Origin of the sequence: Noviherbaspirillum autotrophicum (genome assembly GCF_000818395.1) — a bacterium.
GTDB classification, from domain to species: Bacteria; Pseudomonadota; Gammaproteobacteria; order Burkholderiales; family Burkholderiaceae_D; genus Noviherbaspirillum; species Noviherbaspirillum autotrophicum.
In genome coordinates this window covers 2,721,561-2,740,432 of sequence record NZ_JWJG01000028.1, presented here as the reverse complement: position 1 = coordinate 2,740,432, position 18,872 = coordinate 2,721,561, and the positions used below count along the sequence as shown (strand labels likewise).

Annotated in this window: 16 protein-coding genes, 2 tRNA genes and 1 rRNA gene; 14 read left to right on the top strand and 5 right to left on the bottom strand. The window is 60.0% G+C overall.

Annotated features, from left to right (window positions below; genetic code table 11):
• Positions 1-87: 87 nt before the first annotated feature.
• From TSA66_RS13845 to TSA66_RS13835, 3 genes are all read right to left on the bottom strand, one after another.
• Positions 88-163: transfer RNA gene (locus TSA66_RS13845), tRNA-Ala, on the bottom strand.
• A 10-nt stretch (positions 164-173) separates the two neighbouring features.
• A tRNA-Ile gene (locus TSA66_RS13840) sits at positions 174-250 on the bottom strand.
• Between the two features lie 63 nt (positions 251-313).
• Positions 314-1,844, bottom strand: a 16S ribosomal RNA gene (locus TSA66_RS13835).
• Between the two features lie 973 nt (positions 1,845-2,817).
• Between TSA66_RS13835 and TSA66_RS27330 the strand changes: the two genes are divergently transcribed.
• Positions 2,818-3,165, top strand: a complete 348-nt coding sequence (locus TSA66_RS27330; protein WP_198358808.1) for a hypothetical protein — start codon at positions 2,818-2,820, stop codon at positions 3,163-3,165.
• Between the two features lie 122 nt (positions 3,166-3,287).
• Positions 3,288-4,037, top strand: coding sequence for an RNA-guided endonuclease InsQ/TnpB family protein (locus TSA66_RS27325; RefSeq protein WP_198358806.1), 750 nt, complete (start codon positions 3,288-3,290; stop codon positions 4,035-4,037).
• Positions 4,038-4,145: 108 nt separating this feature from the next.
• On the opposite strand, the gene TSA66_RS13825 is transcribed toward TSA66_RS27325, so the two are convergent.
• Together TSA66_RS13825 and TSA66_RS13820 are read right to left on the bottom strand one after the other, a co-directional pair.
• Positions 4,146-4,331, bottom strand: a complete 186-nt coding sequence (locus tag TSA66_RS13825) for a hypothetical protein (RefSeq protein WP_040040452.1) — start codon at positions 4,329-4,331, stop codon at positions 4,146-4,148.
• 800 nt (positions 4,332-5,131) lie between these two features.
• Complete coding sequence (locus tag TSA66_RS13820) at positions 5,132-5,821, bottom strand: AcaB family transcriptional regulator (protein WP_157691694.1); 690 nt, start codon at positions 5,819-5,821, stop codon at positions 5,132-5,134.
• A 606-nt stretch (positions 5,822-6,427) separates the two neighbouring features.
• Between TSA66_RS13820 and TSA66_RS13815 the strand changes: the two genes are divergently transcribed.
• The 12 genes from TSA66_RS13815 to TSA66_RS13760 all read left to right on the top strand — a co-directional run bounded on the left by TSA66_RS13815 (position 6,428) and on the right by TSA66_RS13760 (position 18,848).
• Positions 6,428-7,441: a DUF7146 domain-containing protein gene (locus TSA66_RS13815; RefSeq protein WP_040040451.1), complete on the top strand. Its 1,014-nt coding sequence runs from the start codon at positions 6,428-6,430 to the stop codon at positions 7,439-7,441.
• Between the two features lie 179 nt (positions 7,442-7,620).
• On the top strand, positions 7,621-8,688 hold the full coding sequence (locus TSA66_RS13810; RefSeq protein ID WP_040040450.1) for a DUF932 domain-containing protein: 1,068 nt from the start codon (positions 7,621-7,623) through the stop codon (positions 8,686-8,688).
• 307 nt (positions 8,689-8,995) lie between these two features.
• A complete protein-coding gene (locus TSA66_RS13805) occupies positions 8,996-9,334 on the top strand; it encodes a flagellar transcriptional regulator FlhD (protein WP_040040449.1) in 339 nt (112 codons plus the stop codon).
• Between the two features lie 9 nt (positions 9,335-9,343).
• Positions 9,344-9,976 (top strand): FlhC family transcriptional regulator, encoded by a 633-nt coding sequence (locus TSA66_RS13800; protein ID WP_052452330.1) that lies wholly within the window; start codon positions 9,344-9,346, stop codon positions 9,974-9,976.
• Between the two features lie 235 nt (positions 9,977-10,211).
• A complete protein-coding gene (gene mobH, locus TSA66_RS13795; protein WP_052452329.1) occupies positions 10,212-11,978 on the top strand; it encodes a MobH family relaxase in 1,767 nt (588 codons plus the stop codon).
• The gene (gene traD / locus TSA66_RS13790; RefSeq protein WP_040042598.1) at positions 11,959-13,872 is read left to right on the top strand and encodes a conjugative transfer system coupling protein TraD; all 1,914 of its coding nucleotides are present in this window, start codon (positions 11,959-11,961) and stop codon (positions 13,870-13,872) included. Before mobH ends, traD begins: the two co-directional genes overlap by 20 nt.
• Entirely contained in the window at positions 13,869-14,498 is a 630-nt protein-coding gene (locus TSA66_RS13785) for a DUF4400 domain-containing protein (protein ID WP_052452328.1), read from the top strand. Before traD ends, TSA66_RS13785 begins: the two co-directional genes overlap by 4 nt.
• 297 nt (positions 14,499-14,795) lie before the next feature.
• Positions 14,796-14,921 carry a hypothetical protein gene (locus TSA66_RS28010; protein WP_269748386.1) on the top strand — a complete coding sequence of 42 codons (126 nt, stop codon included), beginning with the start codon at positions 14,796-14,798 and terminating at the stop codon, positions 14,919-14,921.
• Between the two features lie 1,381 nt (positions 14,922-16,302).
• Complete coding sequence (locus tag TSA66_RS13780; protein ID WP_040040448.1) at positions 16,303-16,779, top strand: hypothetical protein; 477 nt, start codon at positions 16,303-16,305, stop codon at positions 16,777-16,779.
• Positions 16,780-16,935: 156 nt separating this feature from the next.
• Complete coding sequence (locus TSA66_RS13775; protein ID WP_052452327.1) at positions 16,936-17,475, top strand: lytic transglycosylase domain-containing protein; 540 nt, start codon at positions 16,936-16,938, stop codon at positions 17,473-17,475.
• Positions 17,472-18,164, top strand: a complete 693-nt coding sequence (locus TSA66_RS13770; protein WP_040040447.1) for an OmpA family protein — start codon at positions 17,472-17,474, stop codon at positions 18,162-18,164. The genes TSA66_RS13775 and TSA66_RS13770 overlap by 4 nt, the downstream gene beginning before the upstream one ends.
• Positions 18,165-18,506: 342 nt before the next feature.
• On the top strand, positions 18,507-18,848 hold the full coding sequence (locus tag TSA66_RS13760) for a hypothetical protein (RefSeq protein ID WP_040042595.1): 342 nt from the start codon (positions 18,507-18,509) through the stop codon (positions 18,846-18,848).
• The last annotated feature ends 24 nt before the right edge of the window (positions 18,849-18,872 follow it).

Sequence of the window (18,872 nt, the reverse complement as noted above, 5' to 3'; positions counted from 1 at the left end):
ATTGTTAAAGAACAAAAACAGCCAATGATCTAAAAGATCAAACCTAAATCACGTCGCCATCGAAGCGATGACTTAGGTTTGATGTCTTGGTGGAGGTTGACGGGATCGAACCGACGACCCCCTGCTTGCAAAGCAGGTGCTCTCCCAGCTGAGCTAAACCCCCGAAACCTTGATGGTGGGTCTAGTTGGGCTCGAACCAACGACCCCCGCGTTATCAACACGGTGCTCTAACCAGCTGAGCTACAGACCCATTGCTGTTCTCGAATAACACACCGATAAGTGTGAACGCTTGATTTTCGTGCGAATACTCTAGAAAGGAGGTGATCCAGCCGCACCTTCCGATACGGCTACCTTGTTACGACTTCACCCCAGTCACGAATCCTACCGTGGTAAGCGCCCTCCTTGCGGTTAGGCTACCTACTTCTGGTAAAACCCGCTCCCATGGTGTGACGGGCGGTGTGTACAAGACCCGGGAACGTATTCACCGCGACATGCTGATCCGCGATTACTAGCGATTCCAACTTCATGTAGTCGAGTTGCAGACTACAATCCGGACTACGATACACTTTCTGGGATTAGCTCCCCCTCGCGGGTTGGCAGCCCTCTGTATGTACCATTGTATGACGTGTGAAGCCCTACCCATAAGGGCCATGAGGACTTGACGTCATCCCCACCTTCCTCCGGTTTGTCACCGGCAGTCTCATTAGAGTGCCCTTTCGTAGCAACTAATGACAAGGGTTGCGCTCGTTGCGGGACTTAACCCAACATCTCACGACACGAGCTGACGACAGCCATGCAGCACCTGTGTGAAGGCTCCCTTTCGGGCACTCCCCGATCTCTCGAGGATTCCTTCCATGTCAAGGGTAGGTAAGGTTTTTCGCGTTGCATCGAATTAATCCACATCATCCACCGCTTGTGCGGGTCCCCGTCAATTCCTTTGAGTTTTAATCTTGCGACCGTACTCCCCAGGCGGTCAACTTCACGCGTTAGCTGCGTTACCAAGTCAATTAAGACCCGACAACTAGTTGACATCGTTTAGGGCGTGGACTACCAGGGTATCTAATCCTGTTTGCTCCCCACGCTTTCGTGCATGAGCGTCAGTGTTATCCCAGGGGGCTGCCTTCGCCATCGGTATTCCTCCACATATCTACGCATTTCACTGCTACACGTGGAATTCTACCCCCCTCTGACACACTCTAGCCGTGCAGTCACAAATGCAGTTCCCAGGTTAAGCCCGGGGATTTCACATCTGTCTTGCACAACCGCCTGCGCACGCTTTACGCCCAGTAATTCCGATTAACGCTTGCACCCTACGTATTACCGCGGCTGCTGGCACGTAGTTAGCCGGTGCTTATTCTTCCGGTACCGTCATCCCCCCGGGGTATTAGCCCAAGGGATTTCTTCCCGAACAAAAGTGCTTTACAACCCGAAGGCCTTCTTCACACACGCGGCATTGCTGGATCAGGGTTGCCCCCATTGTCCAAAATTCCCCACTGCTGCCTCCCGTAGGAGTCTGGGCCGTGTCTCAGTCCCAGTGTGGCTGGTCGTCCTCTCAGACCAGCTACTGATCGTCGCCTTGGTAGGCTTTTACCCCACCAACTAGCTAATCAGATATCGGCCGCTCTAAGAGCATGAGGTCTTGCGATCCCCCACTTTCACCCGTAGGTCGTATGCGGTATTAGCTAGTCTTTCGACTAGTTATCCCCCACTCTAAGGCACGTTCCGATATATTACTCACCCGTTCGCCACTCGCCGCCAGGATTGCTCCCGCGCTGCCGTTCGACTTGCATGTGTAAGGCATGCCGCCAGCGTTCAATCTGAGCCAGGATCAAACTCTTCAGTTTAATTCCTGTTTTGTGCCATCTCTGGCAGGTTCCGTAGAACCGTCGCTCACTCAAAATACTGACTAGGTCCGTTCTTGCGAACTTACCTGTATTTCTTTGTGAGCACTTGATATGCTTTGAGCTTCGGCAACTTTCGCCACCGCCGCACTGCCACCAAGCGCCCACACTTATCGGCTGTTATTTGTTAAAGAACTTGTTCCGCTGACATCACGCATGTGTGTCGCGACACCGGCAAAACATCGTGTTTGCCTGCGTTTTTCCCGAGCCGCAGCGCTGCTTGCAGCGCTTTGTCGATTCGCGTTTTGCGACGGGAGGCGAACTATAGCAAAGCCAATTGCTCGCCACAAGAGCTTTTCAAAAAAATTCATGTCGCTCTGTGAGCGCTGCGGGAATGCTCGCAATCCGTCAGGATGCGCCACGCATCCAACCCTCGAACGCCGACATTCTTTGCAAGATCTGTACTGCACAGCCATGCCAATGCCCGACCATAAAACGGCAACCTCCCCAGTGTGGTCGCCACAATACTGATCCCCCATCGTCATCCATTGTCTATCCCCTGACGATCTCGACCATGCGACAGCATGCATCCACCGGCGCGACCATGATGTCGGTTTGCGGGGCCGCATTCGACGCCAACCATTTTTATCAGTGATTTTCGCGCAAAGCTTCGCCCTTCAGGGCAGGGATGTAGCGCCAGGACGGCAACGCCGTCCTGGCATTGCTAATCCGACGCCCTTTGCTATTCAAAGTATCGACGCAGCACTGTGATCGGCGTGCCGCCACAACGGCCGGCAACGTAGGAGGCGACCACAGTACGCTTTCCCGGAGGTTCTTGCGCAGTCTCGGATAGTTCTTCGTGTGAATCACGCGACTCGACACACCTTTAAGACCAAAGGCACATGCGGTGCGCATACGCAGTGCCTGCCGCGCCGGATGACGTTGTTTTGCTTCATTGGCTAACGATCATGGTGGCATGAAAACGCTGCGAGTCCAGATCAAAGATAAACATGCCAAGTCGCTCGACGCGATGGCATGTGAGTGCAACATGATTGGGAATGACGTCAATGAACGGTGCGTCACACATACGCAGCGCACAGGGCTATTCTTTAGCGCCGATGACATTGCCAAATACACGCTGGGTGCCTGCAAGGAAGGATTGACGGTGCACAGCCAAACCGTGCAGGGTGGCACCGAGGCATACGTCACCCGCCGCAAGCAGTTCAGGAAGGCCAAGCTACGCTGGCGTATATCTCGCGGCGCGCGAAAGTCGCTCGGCTGGATTCCATTCAAGGCAGGTGCAGTCACGTACAGGAACGGGTAACTGCGCTACGCGGGCCAGTTCTTCAGTGTCTGGGACAGCGATGGCCTTGGTGGTTACCAGCTAAGGTCGGGCAACTTCAGTCAGGATGCACGAGGCCCGTGGTACGCCAATGTGTGTGGAAGTTGAGAAACCCAAATCAGCGGGAACAACCTCGGTCGAGATGGGTCGGGGGCCCGAAAGACTTCGCTGCGCTGTCCCTCGGTGAAAAGTTTGAAGCGCAGCGCATCGATCGCCGTGGGCAGCAGGGGCTCACTGTTGCACAGCAGGCAAACAAGAAAGACCGCGTCAAGGCGATGCATGCTCAGATGGGACATCGCAAGAAAGACGTTCTGCACAAACTCAGCACCCGACTCGGGTCCGAGCATGGTGCGATCTTCGTTGGCAACGTGAACATGGCGGGTCTGGCCAAAACCAAGATGGCTAAATCCGTCTTGGATGCGGACTGGTCGTCGTTCCGAACAATGCTTCAGTACAAGTCGATGGCGGCCGGCATATCGTTCGAGGGCGGCAACGAAGTGTTTTCCACCCAAACCTGCTCGTCTGGTGGCTGCTTACCCGATTCGAGGCCGAAAGGTATCGCAGGCCTTGGAATAAGAGAATGGGCTTGCACGGGATGCGGCACACTTCACGACCGTGATGCCAACGCTGCCAAGAACATTCTCGTGGCGGGACGTCGCCATCTGGCAGCAGGAATCCCCGGCTTTAGGCCGGTAAGGACGTCAAAAAAGCCCGGGCGATTAGGGGACAGGAAATGCATCGCGGCTGCCGCAAGGATCGGCGCCCGCTTCGCTGCGGCTCGCACTGACAAACCAGAAATGGGAACACAAAACACCGTGCACCACCAGGTGGCTGCACCATCAGTCACGCGTTAGTACCGCGTACCGCTCCCCTTGCGCACAGGCCAAGTCAGAGCATGGCGCATTTTTCCCTCGGGTCGTTCAGAATGACGGCGCGGTTTGTCCTCCGAAGCGCCCCTCTCACTAGGCACGCGCAGCTTTTTGAATGGCCAACAGAATTTGGACGGCGCGCTCGATAACCTCGGCCTGGCTGGCTGCGCCCATCGCTTCCTTCAACTCATGCAGGCCGGCGCGCGTGGCCTGAGTCACTGGAACGTTGATGAATCCATCGGGTTCCACCGCGGTTGACTTCCGAGTTTTCTTTGACATCCGTGCTCCCTTTGCTTGTCCTAAAATGCATCTTAACAGAAACAAATTCACTCTGAAGACGGACATAAATCAAATTAGAACTCGAACTGGCTAAGGTCATCGTCTTAACCAATGGCTTTTGAAAACAGAAACGCCAGCACGACCGGAAAGTCCCCGACCATTCCCGATTGGGAAAATTGCATCGTGGATGTGCAGATAGCATCCACTGCACAGTCTGGCGCACAGCACAGGTGGCGCAGGCATTAACCCCGTGCGCAGCACGCCTCGTCCTTCAGGACGTGTCATTCCTCACATCCTTGGGTTAGCAGGTAACCTTCGACGCGCGGAGACGCATCATGCCATGCGCGCCAGAGCTGATACACCGTCATGCTGGCCGGATCAACCTGGCGCAGGTGGCATAAGAACTACAGCAGTTGCCTGTCCACGGCCCGTCGGGGGCGGCGCTTGTCACCCAGTTCGGCATTGTCCCATTGCTGCTGCGCCCAATCGTTGGCGGTAGGTATGTTCGCCCCCTGTCAGGACATGACGGTTCGAACCGCCACCGCCGAGCCGGCTCAGGAAATGGATGGCCGTTCGCCATCGTCCTCAGGCCCGCCTGCATGCCACCGGGGATGCCCTATGCTCTCTATCAACGTCAAGGTGGCGCCATCAGTGGCGAGCTCGAACTTGGCCTTTTGCGAGCGGCCCGGGTCTGGCTGCCGCACATATATGGCATGAACAACGGGCATGACGCGCCCGACGGCGACATCATGCGCCGGCTTGCGACTGCAGCGTTCTTTTACTACTGCCGACGGTGCCGTTCAAGGGGCAAGGTTTTCTTGTTGGCCCTCCGGTTCCAGGGCGCTTTCCGCGGGTGCCTGCACGGCGTTTGGTTCGGCCCGCTTCCCTGCTTGTTGATTGGCCTGGGCATTCATTCTGCGCTGCAGTCCGCCCTTCACATTGCGCGCCATGCCGGCGGCCTGGCGCACGGCCCGCTTGAACTGTGCCTTGCGCCGGTCCAGTTCGCGCAAGCCGATCACGCCGTCAATCGCCAGCGTCTCCAGCATCGGCATCAGTTGGTCGACCCGGGTCAGCAATTCCAGGTAGCGGCGCCCGAACGTCGAGATGACCTTGACCTCGATGGCCAGCGGTGCAGTGTCATAGCTGGCCAGGCTGGTGATGCCATGGGCAATGCATAGTGCCTCCGCACCCTGAATTGCCTTGTCCAGCTCGGCCGCCAGTCTGTCGAGGTGCTGCTGCAGCTGCGCTTCGACTGTTTCGACAGCGGCGTGCGGCAGCCGCGTGCGTGCGATGACCGAGATGAAATGCGCGTTCAGTTGCAGGCTGTTAAAGCAGCGCACGAACAATCGCTTGGCCTCCGGACTATAGAAGGCGGTCGGGATTTTCCGGCTGGCCGCCTCCACCCGCCGGAAATCCGCCTTCACCTCCTTCGCCAGGATTCTGGCATTGATGCCGCTCTGGTCCCACTTGATCATTGCGTCGTTCGCCACTGTCCTCCCTCCACGGCTGACGGCCGGTACGCTGATGATCGCCCTTCCCCACTGCCCACACCACCCTAAATGACGGGTTCTTGCCGGGGCTATCGGGACCAGCGCCAGACTGGCCGGGGCTTTTCGCTGGTGCGTCCATTGACAGGCGCCGCTGGCGATGACTACAGTGCACCATCAGCAGCAGCTAGCCCTGCACGTCTCTGGCCAGCCCCATCGATATTGCGGCGCACCTGCCGCGCCGCTGTCGAAAGCCCTTTCGAGGCGATTGACTGCCTGTCGTTCGCCCCCAAAGGATTCTTCGACGGTAGCTGGCATCCCGTCGGCGCGGTTCATGCCGCGGCGCATCATAAGCCAGTCCATTGAGTGCCGGTATTACCCGGCCATTGACCACCCGCGTGGGACATCGCGTCCCTAGCGGACATCCGTTGCCCCCGCTTTTTTTTTGGAGGCAATGATGTCGACATCCTGTTGTTCATTAGCAGCATCGTATGCGATGGCTGCAGGCGCGTTAGTGACGGTGCGTTTGGGCACCGGTATCACCCGCAGGCGCGCGGACGACCATTCACCCGCATCTATCGGGCAAACGCCGCAGGCATGGGAGGCGGTATGAGACAAGACGACGTCGATGTGCGTGTCGATCACGTAAAGCGCCGCGCACATGGGCGCTGGACCGACCTACTGCGCATGCTTGGTGTCGATGAAGCGATCTTGAACCGGCGCAACCAGCCCTGTCCGCGTTGCGGCGGCACGGACCGCTTCCAATACACCGACAAATACGGCGAAGGCAATTACCACTGCCGTCATTGCGGGCCGGGAGGGGGCTTGAAGCTCTTGCAAGCCTGCCTGGGGTGGGACTTCGCGACCACGCTGCGGCGCGTTGAGGCATGCGTCGGCACCGAGATCGCCGCACCGCCACCCTTGCGGAGAAATGCCTCGGCAGCCAGGCTGAATAAGCTCGTGCAATGCCTCTGGGACGAAGCGCACCCGGTGCGCACCGGTGATGAAGTCGACCGCTACCTGGGCAAGCGCGGCCTGCGTCTGCCCGAGTATCCGACCACGTTGCGCTACCACCCGAGCCTGGGCTACTACGAAAAGGACCCGGTATCGGGCAAGTCGAAGAAGGTGTGCGACTACCCGGCGATGCTCGCCTGCATCCAGGATGCCCAGGGACGTGCCGTGGCACTGCACCGGACCTACCTGCATGACGGCGACAAGGCGTGCGGCCGCCAGTCCAAAAAAATCCTCAGCGGCGGCATTCAGGGGGCCGCGGTGCGGTTGTGCGACGCCACCGACGAGTTGGCGGTGACCGAAGGGATCGAAACGGCGCTGGCGGTGCACTGTCGTACCGGCAAGCCTGTGTGGGCAGCAATTAGCGCAGGCAACCTGGAGAACTTGTGGATACCGCCGACGGTGCGCCGCATCGGCATTTATGCAGATAACGACGCCGATGCGCAATACGACGGACAGGCCTCGGCATTCATCCTCGCGCGCCGCCTGAAGAAAGAAGAAAAGCAGACGGGAGCACGCCAGGTTGGCGTCTATATCCCGCTACGCGCGGGCGACGACTGGGCCGATGTCTGGTTCACGCGCCTTGCCCGCGCACACTGCGCGCAGCAGTAAAGGCTGCGCTGGCCGACTGCAGCCGCCGGATTGGGCATGCTTGCCAGTACGGTGGCGCAGGTAGCACGCGTGGTGCATGCCACGCCTGAACGCGACCTTGCGGTCGCTTTTTTCACCCAGCGGGGATACGCATTCCCGCTGCGGGATGGTCGTCCTCGCTTCATCGATTGGAGACTGCTATGAAAACAGGACGTTCCCTGGTTGAGCTGGCTACCGAACTGCAGCGCCAGCTCATTGCCAAGAAAGACATGATCGTGCCCGCCTCTCTGATGCGGCACCAGACCGATGATGGCGGCGTATGCACGCTGCACATCACGGAAGCGGATGGCCCACGCGACTACGCGGTGACGGAACTGGCGCGCCGGCAGCTGGCCGACAAACTCAAGATACCATACGCCTATTTCGAGCGCATGCGAACCGAGCAGCCGGCACTGCTGGACCGTAACATCAACACCTGGCTGCAGAGCGACGGTGCCGACCGGCGCCTGATCCGCACGCTCGACGGCCAAGTGCGCGCCGTGCTGTCGGATCGCTACCGGCGGCTGGACAATGTCGACCTGGCCGAAAGCGTGCTGCCGATCCTGCTGCGCTTGCCGCAGGCGCGGGTCGAATCGGTCGAACTGACCGACACCCGCATGTATTTGAAGGTGGTCACGCCCAGTCAGCGCTACGAAATCGCACCCGGCGATATCGTGCAGGCCGGCGTCGTCGTCATCAACTCCGAAGTCGGCTATGGCTCGTTGTCGGTGCAGCCGCTGCTGTATCGGCTGGTATGCAAGAACGGCCTGATCGCGCCCGACCACGGTTTGCGCAAGACTCATGTCGGCCGTACACAGTCATCGCCGGACGAATCGGTGACCGTGTTCAAGGAGGACACGCTGCGCGCAGACGACGAAGCATTTTTTCTGAAGACGCGCGACGTGGTGGAAGCAGCCGTGTCTGAGGCGACCTTCCGCGTCATCGCGCAGCGCTTGCAGCAAACCCTGGGCATTCCGTTGCGCGGGGACCCGGTGCGCTCCGTGGAAGTACTGGCCAATCGCTATGCGCTCAATGACGGCGAGCGCAACGGCGTACTGCGCCACCTGATCGCCCAAGGCGACTTGTCCGCCTATGGACTGGTCAATGCGGTGACCGGGTACGCGCAGGAAGTGGTCGACTATGACCGCGCCACCGAGTTCGAGGCGCTCGGCGGCAAGTTGAGCGAACTGTCGCTGCGCGCCTGGCAGGACATCGTCGACGCGCGATAAAGCGCTGCCCCAACGGGCGGCCGTAGGCAAACGTGCCGGTCAGGATGCCGGCACGTTTTCGTCCTACGCCCGAACCGATGCCGGCACCGCAGCGTGGGCTTGCCACCCAAAACGCGCCGCCTTCGCTCCCATGAATATGGCAATAATAGCAACATTTTGATACGCGTTTGATGGTTATCAAACATGCATCATTCACGACTTGCGTATCCTTACGGCCGCAGTGTTTCTTGAAACAAATAACCTGATGAGGTCATTGGCCGTAAGGAACACCCTGCATCACACCCGAGGCTTACCAGGAGATCCCACTATGACCAATGCCGTGCAGTTTTCCGATGTCCAGTTGCTCAACCTGAGCTTTTTGCTTGCGATCCAAGCGAGCATTCGGCGCGATCCGGTTGCCGCCTGCTACAAGTTCAAGCTCTGTGCGGAAGTGGCCACCAAGCTCACCGACATCCCCCCGGAAAAAATCCAGGCATTCGTCGCCAACCTGGCCCACGAAAGCGTATTCACGCTACGCCAGGACTTGCTGCAGATGCTCGAAGCACCGCCCGGCTTACTGCGACCGTTGTCGACGGTGCATGTGCCGGAACCGCAAGGCCCGCTCGCGCCTCCCGCCGAGCGGCGCGCAGTCCCGATCGTGAGGTAAAGAACCATCATGGAAACCTCGTATGCCGAACGGCACATCAAGTCGCTGTCGCTCGCCAAGACGTGTGCCGAATTGGGCGCGCGCATCAAGACCATCAGCTACCTTACCGGCTTAGGGCACCAGGATCTGGTGCGCCTGTTCTTCGTCGATGCACATTCGGCGCCGCGCGGCCGGCCACCGGCGTCTCCCGAGTGGTACCACCAGGCCAACCTCATCGAAAAAGTAGAGGCATCGGTGTTCTGCGCGATTTTCGAGCGGATGTCGGCACTGGGCGTGGGACCGGCCGATGCGCTCGTTGGTGCCTACAAGACTTACCGCGGCCAATGCGCACAGCCGGCGCGCATCAGCTTCGACCGTGCATTCGACCTGGTCTGCCACTTGAAAGGCATGTGGGCGCAACGCACCGTGCAGTTTTCCCTGAACGTCTGCCCATCCTGTCATTCGCATTTCCTGGCCGCGCTCGGCGAGCGCGCACGCTGCGAACACGCCTGCCCGTTCTGCAAGCTCGTGAAACGCTACTCCTGTGACAAGCGCGTGCAAACCTCGTTTGCGCCCTGCTCCACGCCCCCGCTTTTGCAGTCCGACTTCGGTCTATTAGCAGTGTTCATTGCGAACGGTACAGCCGATGCCGACGCGCGGTGAACCCAAAGGGACCGCCATGAGACACCCGCGCCGCATGGTCGCCCATGCGGCATCGAGGCGCCACAAGCGTTAGTATCCGGCGGCGTAGTGCTCGCGCATGTCCGCTCACTCCCTCCACAATTCCCCCATGCAGCACAGCTAACACCGAAAGCCCCCTCCCAACCATCCAGATCTAGCTGGCGGCGCACCATCCTTGCCGTGCAGACTGAAGCCATCTCCATGCACTGGATGCCTCATGGTCTTTGGTTCGCTCTTTTCTGGCTGGCGCCGCCCCCGCTCGGATGCCGGCGTCGCCGGCAGCGCGCCGCAGCCAGCGACGCCCCGGCCATTCCCCACTCCGCCGACCGCTGCAGGTTTCCCACTGCATTCGGTCGACGATATGCTGGCGGCACATAACGGCCTGGTCCGGCGCATTAAGCTGGCGTACGGCGTCGACGACGAGACGTTTTCCGACGATCTGATGACGGTCATGCGGCGCTACGCCAGCTACGTCAACCTCTTGCCAGCCACGCCGGACAACTACTTCCACGGGGCAGGCGGCTTATTTCGTCTTGGCCTGGAGGTCGCGTTTTACGCACTGCAAGCGACTGATGGCCAGATATTTTCCGGGCGCGCCACGATCACGGTCCGCCGCCAGCTCGAACCACGCTGGCGCCAGGCGACGTTCATTGCCGGCCTATGCAGTGAATTGCACCGCACCCTGAGCCACCTGCGCGTATGCGACGCCAGCGGCAACGAATGGCCCGCCTATCTCGCCCCCTTGACCGATTGGATGCGGGCGCAACACAGCGAGCGATTTTTCGTGCGCTGGCTCCCGGATGCCCAGGAACTGCGCACGCTCGGTGTGTTGGCCTTGCCCCATATCGTCTCGACCGACACACTGCATCACCTGTCACAAGGCAATACAGTCGTGGTCCCGCACATGATCGCCTCCATCGGCGGCATGCCGATTTACCCTGAACACAACATGCTCGATCAGCTTGTCCGGCACGCTGCGGCCCTGGTGATCGAGCGTGACTTGCAAGCCAATGCGGACCGGGACGGCAAGCGGCAAACCGGAGCGCACCTGGCCCGTTTCATCCTCGAGGCGATGCATCGCCTGGTCATCAGTCACCGCGCATGGACACCGAATACCGAAAAATCGCGGGTCTGGCATGGCCAGGACGGCTTGTATCTGGTCTGGCCTCATGCGGCCGCGGACGTGATCAGCCTGCTCGACGCCGATCGATTGCCCGGCATGCCGAAATCTGCGGCCAGTATGCTCGACATCCTACGCGACGCCGGCGTGATTACCGCACGCGAGCCCGGGCAACTGGTGTGGCCGATTTATCCACCGGAGACGAACTCTCCCATCGACGCCATCAGATTCACGTCATCCGCATCCCTGTTGGCCCCCCTGGCCGGCGCCTCAGTCCCATTGCCCTTCCCCCTGGCGGCCCCGAAGACAGCCATGTCCGCAGCCGCCACCGGGCGTGGCCGCGAGGATGGGCAACGCGCCCATCCACCTACCGCGGAGCAGACTGGGCACGTGCTCCGGCCCCAGCCACCACTGGCACCCGCGACTGCGCCTACGGAAGCCGATACTGCATCACCTGAAAACCCCGAGCGATCGCATGCGAGCAGCGCTGCTGCTCCTGCCTTCCGTTTCCAAGGGCCGTTGCGACTGAACCCATCACTCCGCACAGCGCTAACAGACATTGTGGCAACCCTCAACGGTCCCGGCGCGCCGGCATGCTGCAGCATCCCGACGGGCCTGTTCATCCCGTTGGCCGAACTGGAACGCCGACAACTCGACACCGCTACGGCCATCCGGGCATTGTCCGACTTGACGATGCTGGCACCTTATTCCCCGGGGAATAATAAGATTATTTGCCATGCAATCGGAGGGACCAATATGTCCGGCATCGTGATTGCACCGCAATACATCTGCGGACTACGCCCCTCGGGAAATGCCATTCTGACAACACTTCCCGGGAATGATGATGCTCGTGCGCCGCTATGAAATGCCCTGGCGCCGGGTGGACGAATTGTTTGCCGCCGCGGCTTGGCTGGGTGCGCTGGTGTTCTATGCCGTCATGACACTGCGGCACACGATGCCAACTCTGCTGGGCATCCCGCTCGTGGTGGCATGTACGACGATGGCTCTGCTTCGCCTGCACCAAGCCATGCATGTCCTGACGCTCCGTGCGGCATTGTCCGGTAAGGCGATGGAAATGATCACCACCGGGCGACTTGCCGACCTCACGACCGACCTATCGCAGGTATTCCTCGGGTTCGGATTTGTATGGCAACCTGTACATTCGCAGCGCTTGTACGAATTGGCCAAGGTCAACTATCGCGACTACCTGGCGCCCCCGTGGCTACTGCGCCTGCGCGGCCATGCCGTCCATCCGCAACCGGACGCTGAAATCGGCCTGCCGTATATCCATGGCGTCGAACCGTGTGAACAGGCGCTTTACCGGCCATTGCAGAATTTCGAGGGTGGGACGCTCCTGGTCGGCACTACGCAAGCGGGCAAGGGTGTGGTGCTGGGCAACCTCATCACGCAAGCGATCCGGCGTCAGGACGTGGTCGTGATCATCGACCCGAAAAATTCCAAGCGCCTGCAGCGGATCGTGCGACGTGCCTGCGACGACTACCGCCCGCCCGATACCTTCCAGTGGTTCCACCCGGCGTTCCCGGAAACCGGGGTCCGCCTGGACTTCACGTTCAACTGGCAAAAGCCGACGGAAATTGCGTCCCGCATCCAATCGATTATGCCGCCCGACACCGCTGGCGCATTCTCGTCGTTCGGCTGGGACGCCATCAATGTCGTGGTGCAGGGGTTGGTCGATCTCGAAGACCGGCCGAATCTGGTCAAGCTCACCCGCTACATTGAAGGCGGCATCGACCCGGTGCTGGAAGCGTCGCTACGGCGCTTCTTCGATGCCACCCTGGGGCCGTCATGGCGCGAGTGCGCAGAGATGCGCCGCCTCCTGGACAGCGCCGCACGCGGCACCATCCGGCGCCCGTCCGAGTCGGCCAGCAATGACTTGCTCGCTTTCGTTGCGTTCTACGAGCACCACGTGCCGCAAGTTCAGCGCAACAAGGTCATCGATTCGCAGGTGCGCACCTTCCGCCATAACCGCGAGCATTACCAGAAGATCACCGCGAACCTGCTGCCGATCCTGTCGATGCTGACTTCCGGCGATCTCGGCAAGAGCCTGTCACCGGATCCCTTCGACGCCGATGACCTGCGCCCGATGATGAATTTCGAAAAGATCGAGCGTGCCGGCCATGTGCTGTACATGTGCCTGGATGCCCTGCCCGATCCGTCGGTTGCATCCGCCATCGGGGCGCTCGGCCTAGCAGACTTGGCTGCGCGCGCCGGCATGCGCTACAACCTGGGCGGCTACCGCCGCATTTCCCTGTTCGTCGATGAAGTGTCGAACGTGATCAACCAGCCCTTAATCGAAATACTCAACAAGGGCGCGGAAGGGGGCATCCAGACCACTTGCGCGATGCAGACGTTAGCCGACCTGGCCAGGAGGCTGGGCAGCGAAGTCGCCGCACGCATGGCACTGGGCAACCTCAACAATGTGATCGCGTTGCGCTCCAAGGATCGCCCGACCCAGGATTTTATTGTCGAGACCTTCGGCAAAACGGCCATCCATACGATGCGCGTCGGGTTGAACCATGCGGCCGATGCCCATCTCGGCGACTTCACTTCTGTCCACTCAACCCAGGTCGCCGAGAGCTTCGAGGAAACGGTTCCCGCAGACATCCTCGGCAAGCTACCGAATCTGCAGTATTTTGCATCGGTGTCCGGCGGGCGCTTGATCAAAGGCCGCTTCCCGCTGCTCGATCCGGATTACGATCGCCCCTCCCGGGACGAGAGGCAGGAGCGGCCGCAATGATCATTCGGATCGCTTCTGCCGTGTCCCTAGTCGTGGTATTGATCGCGGTCCTGTATCTGCCGGCCGCCTATCCGCCGCCGCATTTTCTTAGCCAACTGCGCATCGAACACGCCCTCAATACCGATGTGTGGGGCCACCAGCATGCATTACAGATCCTGTCACGCATGCTCGATCTCCACGAGGAAAGCCAGCAAGCATCACTGATTCCCCGTGCATTCACTGCAGCGCAAGCGTCGGGGCAAATCGACACCGTGGTTGCCACGCACATGGCACAAGTGAGTACACGCCTGACGGCCAATCAATACTTCAGATCGCTCGATGCGCTGTTCGCGCTCGCCACTTATCGGTTTTCCGTATTTGCGCAGTGGCTTCCCTGCCTGCTGGTCTTCGTTCTCGCCGCCGTGTTCGATGGGGCCATGCGGCGGCTCATCAAGAGCAAAGAGTTTTTGCAGCACAATCCGGAGAAGTACGCCCTGTCTGCGTCCATGGCAATGGTGATCGCATGCAGTACCATCGTGGCGTTCGTTATCCCGGTCACCCTGCATCCGCTGATTCTTGTGTTGGCGCCGGCAGGGATCGGCATGTTCGCCGGCCTCGCACTGGCGCATTTTCATGTGCGCGGCTAACACCTGTTTGAAAACTAGTTTTTCTCGACTCAGCGCTTGAGCAGCAGGCCGCCCATGGCGACGTACATTATGTCGGTAGAGACATCGATGCGACGCTCAGAGTCATGTACCAGCCGACACCGTTGCATCATCCAGCAGTCGGCGCTTGTCCTATGCGGGACCGGCAAACAGGTGCGTCGCCCATGGCCAGCGCTTCTTGAGTGTCACCAGCACCCATTCAGCCGCAGTGGAATATCACCTTGAACAACAGTCAGCGCACAAACCGCTTAGAAGAATTCAAGGCGCTACAACCGCAGAATGGCAAACCACCTCACGTCGTGGGATGTGTTCACGCATGAACACATGGTTCCCGGCGGCGAAGTGCACCAGCTACTGATAGGGCCAAGTTTCGAGGCTAATCGCGGCGCGCTCGGCGAGCTGTGATCTGCCCTCATTTTTCGGGCACTTGTCGCGGGGACTAAGCACAAAACCAAAGAAAACACGGCCACCATGGAGCTCGCCAGACTGGATGGCGAAGTCAAATCCAGTCTGTCCGCTTCCGCAGCGTGTCCCCCACTGTGCTGACCCCGACGAGTTGTACATGATTCCACCGAAGTTCTACAGACTCATGCGCGATGATGCAGCGGGCCTACTCGACCACCTGGTGCCCATCAACTATCGCGCGCAAGCTGTTCCGCCTCGCTCTATGGCATCCAAGGCGCAACCTTCACACAGGCACTGCCGCCTCCGTGACGATATCGGGCATGCAGTCAGCAGGCTTGAAAGGGGGCGTTTCGCCAGGGTGTCGGTGGTCATGCCGCAGCATCGAGGCAGGAATGACGGATGTTTTCCCGCTCCGTGTAAGCTCGCACATTTGCGATGAGCCCTGCTCGCAGGCTGCCGCATTGTTGGCACGTACAAGGAGGTGCGCCCAAGATTCTTCCGACACGGCTTTTTTCCAGCAACGAATCAACATCCTTTACGCGAAAAAAAACCCGCTAGCCTTGCGGTAGCGGGTTGAAATCCAATTCAAGGAGAGTTGGAGGAGACAGAATCCATCATACGTGACTGCGTTGAATTCGGCCGCTTTATTGTCCGAATAGCAGATATTCTTGAAACGCATACCGTTCATCCCCCTGCAAATACCACGTCCGCTGCATCCATCGCGGGAACGCGCGCGGCTCTGCCGTCTGAATACGATTTCGCGTGCTGCCAGCAAGCGGCGGCGCGTCGGGCATGCGAAACGAATGGCATGAGCGTCCCGTGCTGCCCAGGCCTTAACCTGGCATGCTTGGAAGGCACTTCTTCATGAATACTTTGGCCCATCGCCTTGGTGCTGCCAGCATCCGTATGCCAGGCCGTCATCTTGTTCTGTGGTGCGGTCGCGCCAAAGCCGGATTGGAAAGGATCGGCGAAATCAGCACGCCAGCAGCGAGCAGTGTCGTCATTGAGCCCTCCTTAGAAAAGGCGGCTCCGCGAGGAGCCGGCGGCATCCGGCCAGTGCGCAAATAGCGCATGGGGGCAGGACGAAGATCCTGGGCATGTCCCTCACGGACGTTTGTCACCTCGAAGCCAATCCCGCGCTTGCTGTCGCACGGGGCGCCATCTGCGCTCTGCCGCTTACGGGACGAATCCCACGGTACGGCGCCATGACTGTGCGCATGCACCGATCTGCGCTAATTCCGAAAGCCCGTAAAAACCGTCCCAATTTTGGCGAGCCATGCGCTGGCGGCCTCGGTATGCTACCTCCATCGACGCTATATTTTTTGTTGTGTTTCTCAGGGGGTGTCCAATGTCTGCCCAAGTAACGCTTAACCGACCGGCCATGTCATACACTACGCATCCACTCGCCTCGAACCGCAACGACGACACGATCGGCACGCGCGTGTGGATCGACGAATATGCGTTTCTCCAGTCGCTGTATCAGAGCGCCGAGAACTGCTCACCAAAGTTTCGCTTGCCGGACCTGATCAGTGCATGCGTGTCGCTGGTGTTTAACGAACCGGAACCGGCCAGGCACATTTTCAATTACCTGCACACCGAAATGATTTTGCGCGACCCCGATAGCCTGCGCCGGCAGGAAGAGATGTGGATGCCGCAGTACCGGCTTTTGCTCGACCTGCAGCGCTCGCCGGCGAACCGCCATCCCCATCCGCAATTCAAGCTGGACCACTTTACGACCGCCTGCATCACCTTGGTCAGTAGAGGACAAGGGACGACACTGCGGATCTTCGAGCAGGCGCGCCGCAATACCGCCGAACGTGGTGCCCAACGATGTCACACTGAACCGTTGACTCAGTAACGCTGCCGTTCGTTGTTGTCACCAGCAGCACACCCCGTAGCGCACCCTGCCTCGGCCCCCTCGCCCGGCTTACCCGACTGACCAGACCGCCTTGCGGTTACCCCCTTCGTCATCGCTCGTCGGTGTCGATGAATCCTTGGTTTGTTCATGTGAGCTATGCGACATATTGCCCTACCCACCCTGTTCGTGCTGATTGCCGTGCCGTGTTCCGCCTTTGATTGCTGGAACGATGCCGGTCAGCGCTACGGCGTATCGCCCCAGTTGCTCTATGCAATGGCGCAAGTTGAATCCGGCCTCAATCCACTGGCCGTCAACCGCAGCCACCTGCGGCGTACCCGCAGCTACGACATCGGGCTCATGCAGATCAATAGTTCGCATCTGGGTGCCCTGGCCCGCTTCGGCATCAGGGAGGCCGACCTGTATGACGCCTGCACCAATATCTCTGTCGCGGCATGGCTGCTATCTCAGCAGTTTGCACGCTACGGGGTCAGCTGGGAAGCGGTCGGCGCCTACAACGCCGCGTGCTCGCAGCTCAAGGGCGAACACTGCCAGCGCGCACGCAGCGCCTATGCTTGGCGTGTCTATCGCCGCCTCGCAGGACAGTCAGCCCCGAGCCATGCCTCCAAGACCTCCGCCGATATGCGCGCAGTCTTCACGCCGCACCCAGTCCTCCTCTCCGCGGGGGTGGCGCCATGAAAACCTTCTTGGTCTCCGTGCTGGGACTGATTTGCGCCACCGTCAGCACCACCTTGCTGACCGCCTCCTGCAGCCTGCCAGCGTTTCGCTTCGGCGCGCAACAGACCATGCCCGCTCTGCCCCGACAGCCAGGCCATGCCCTGCGCATTGCTCAGCTCGACTTTGGCAGGCAAGCATCCTACGGGCTATGTACCGATCCGGCGTGTCCGCGCGTGACGCCGAAAACCATGGCGTCATCCGAGCCAGGTTGGTCCGTGGCGACCAAACCGGCCATGCTCCCGTCGGACCACAGCACCATGCCACCGGCTCCTGCGTCCACACCGGTCGTGCCGGCGGCAACATCGCCCTCACAAGGAGCTCGCCTGCTGCTGCAGTTTTCATCGGGCGCATCGACCCTCGATGCCAAGGCACGGCTGGCGCTTGATAGGATGCTGCCAGCCGCACGTCAGGCCAGGAAGATCACCATCCAGGGCCGCACTGACAACGTGGGCCCCACCCAGGCGAACCGCACCATCGCCCTCGCACGTGCCCTGCAGGTGCGCGATTACCTGCGCCGCCGCATGAAAAACGCCAACGCCGTCATCGCGATCGACGCAAAAGGCTCGTGCTGCTTCCTGTCCAACAACGACACGCCACAAGGCCGGCAGGCGAACCGGCGTGTCGAGGTCGTTTTCACCTATCAAGGCTGATCCCTGTCATGCAATCCAATGACCTCCTCTTTCCCCGTGCAAAGGCGACGATGCCCTCTTCCCCAGAAGGAGAGTCGTCGCCGATGCCGACATCCCCGCAGAGCAAAAAAGCGGGTCCGCCCCGGATGGCGAGGCGGCCATCGCGCGGCAGGACAGCGTGCAGCGGCTGCGGGCCATTCAGAAATCCATGGTCGATCCTGCCCTGGGCCTGTCCTATCTGAGCAACGCATGCATTCAGATGGCGCTGGGCCTGAGGCGGGAAGAGATCGTGAAACGCGCCGTCGCAGGTCGCAATCCGCATTTTCACCAACCTTGTTTTTCATTCACACAAAGGAGGAATTCATGAACGCTGTTTCCATCAACACCATCGCTGCATCCCGCAAGGGCCTGGTCGTCTCGCTGTTCGTGCTGCTGGCAACCGGGCTGGGTATGGCGTTCCCGTCCTACGCGCTCGATCTCGTCGCCTTCACCGGCATTACCGGCCCCATGACCTCGGCGCTGGCCCAACTCGCTGCCCTCGGCCCGTCGGTCAAGGCGCTAGTTGGCTTTGTCGGCTTCGTGGTGGCGCTGATCTCACTGTCCGCGCTGCGTAATTTCGGGCCGGTGCTGTTCTACGTCGGGGTGGCGATCTTCGCTGCGGTCGGCCTGGTGATCGCCGGCGCCATCATGGGCGCGGTGGTCTGAAGCCATTTCAATGTACGACCTGGG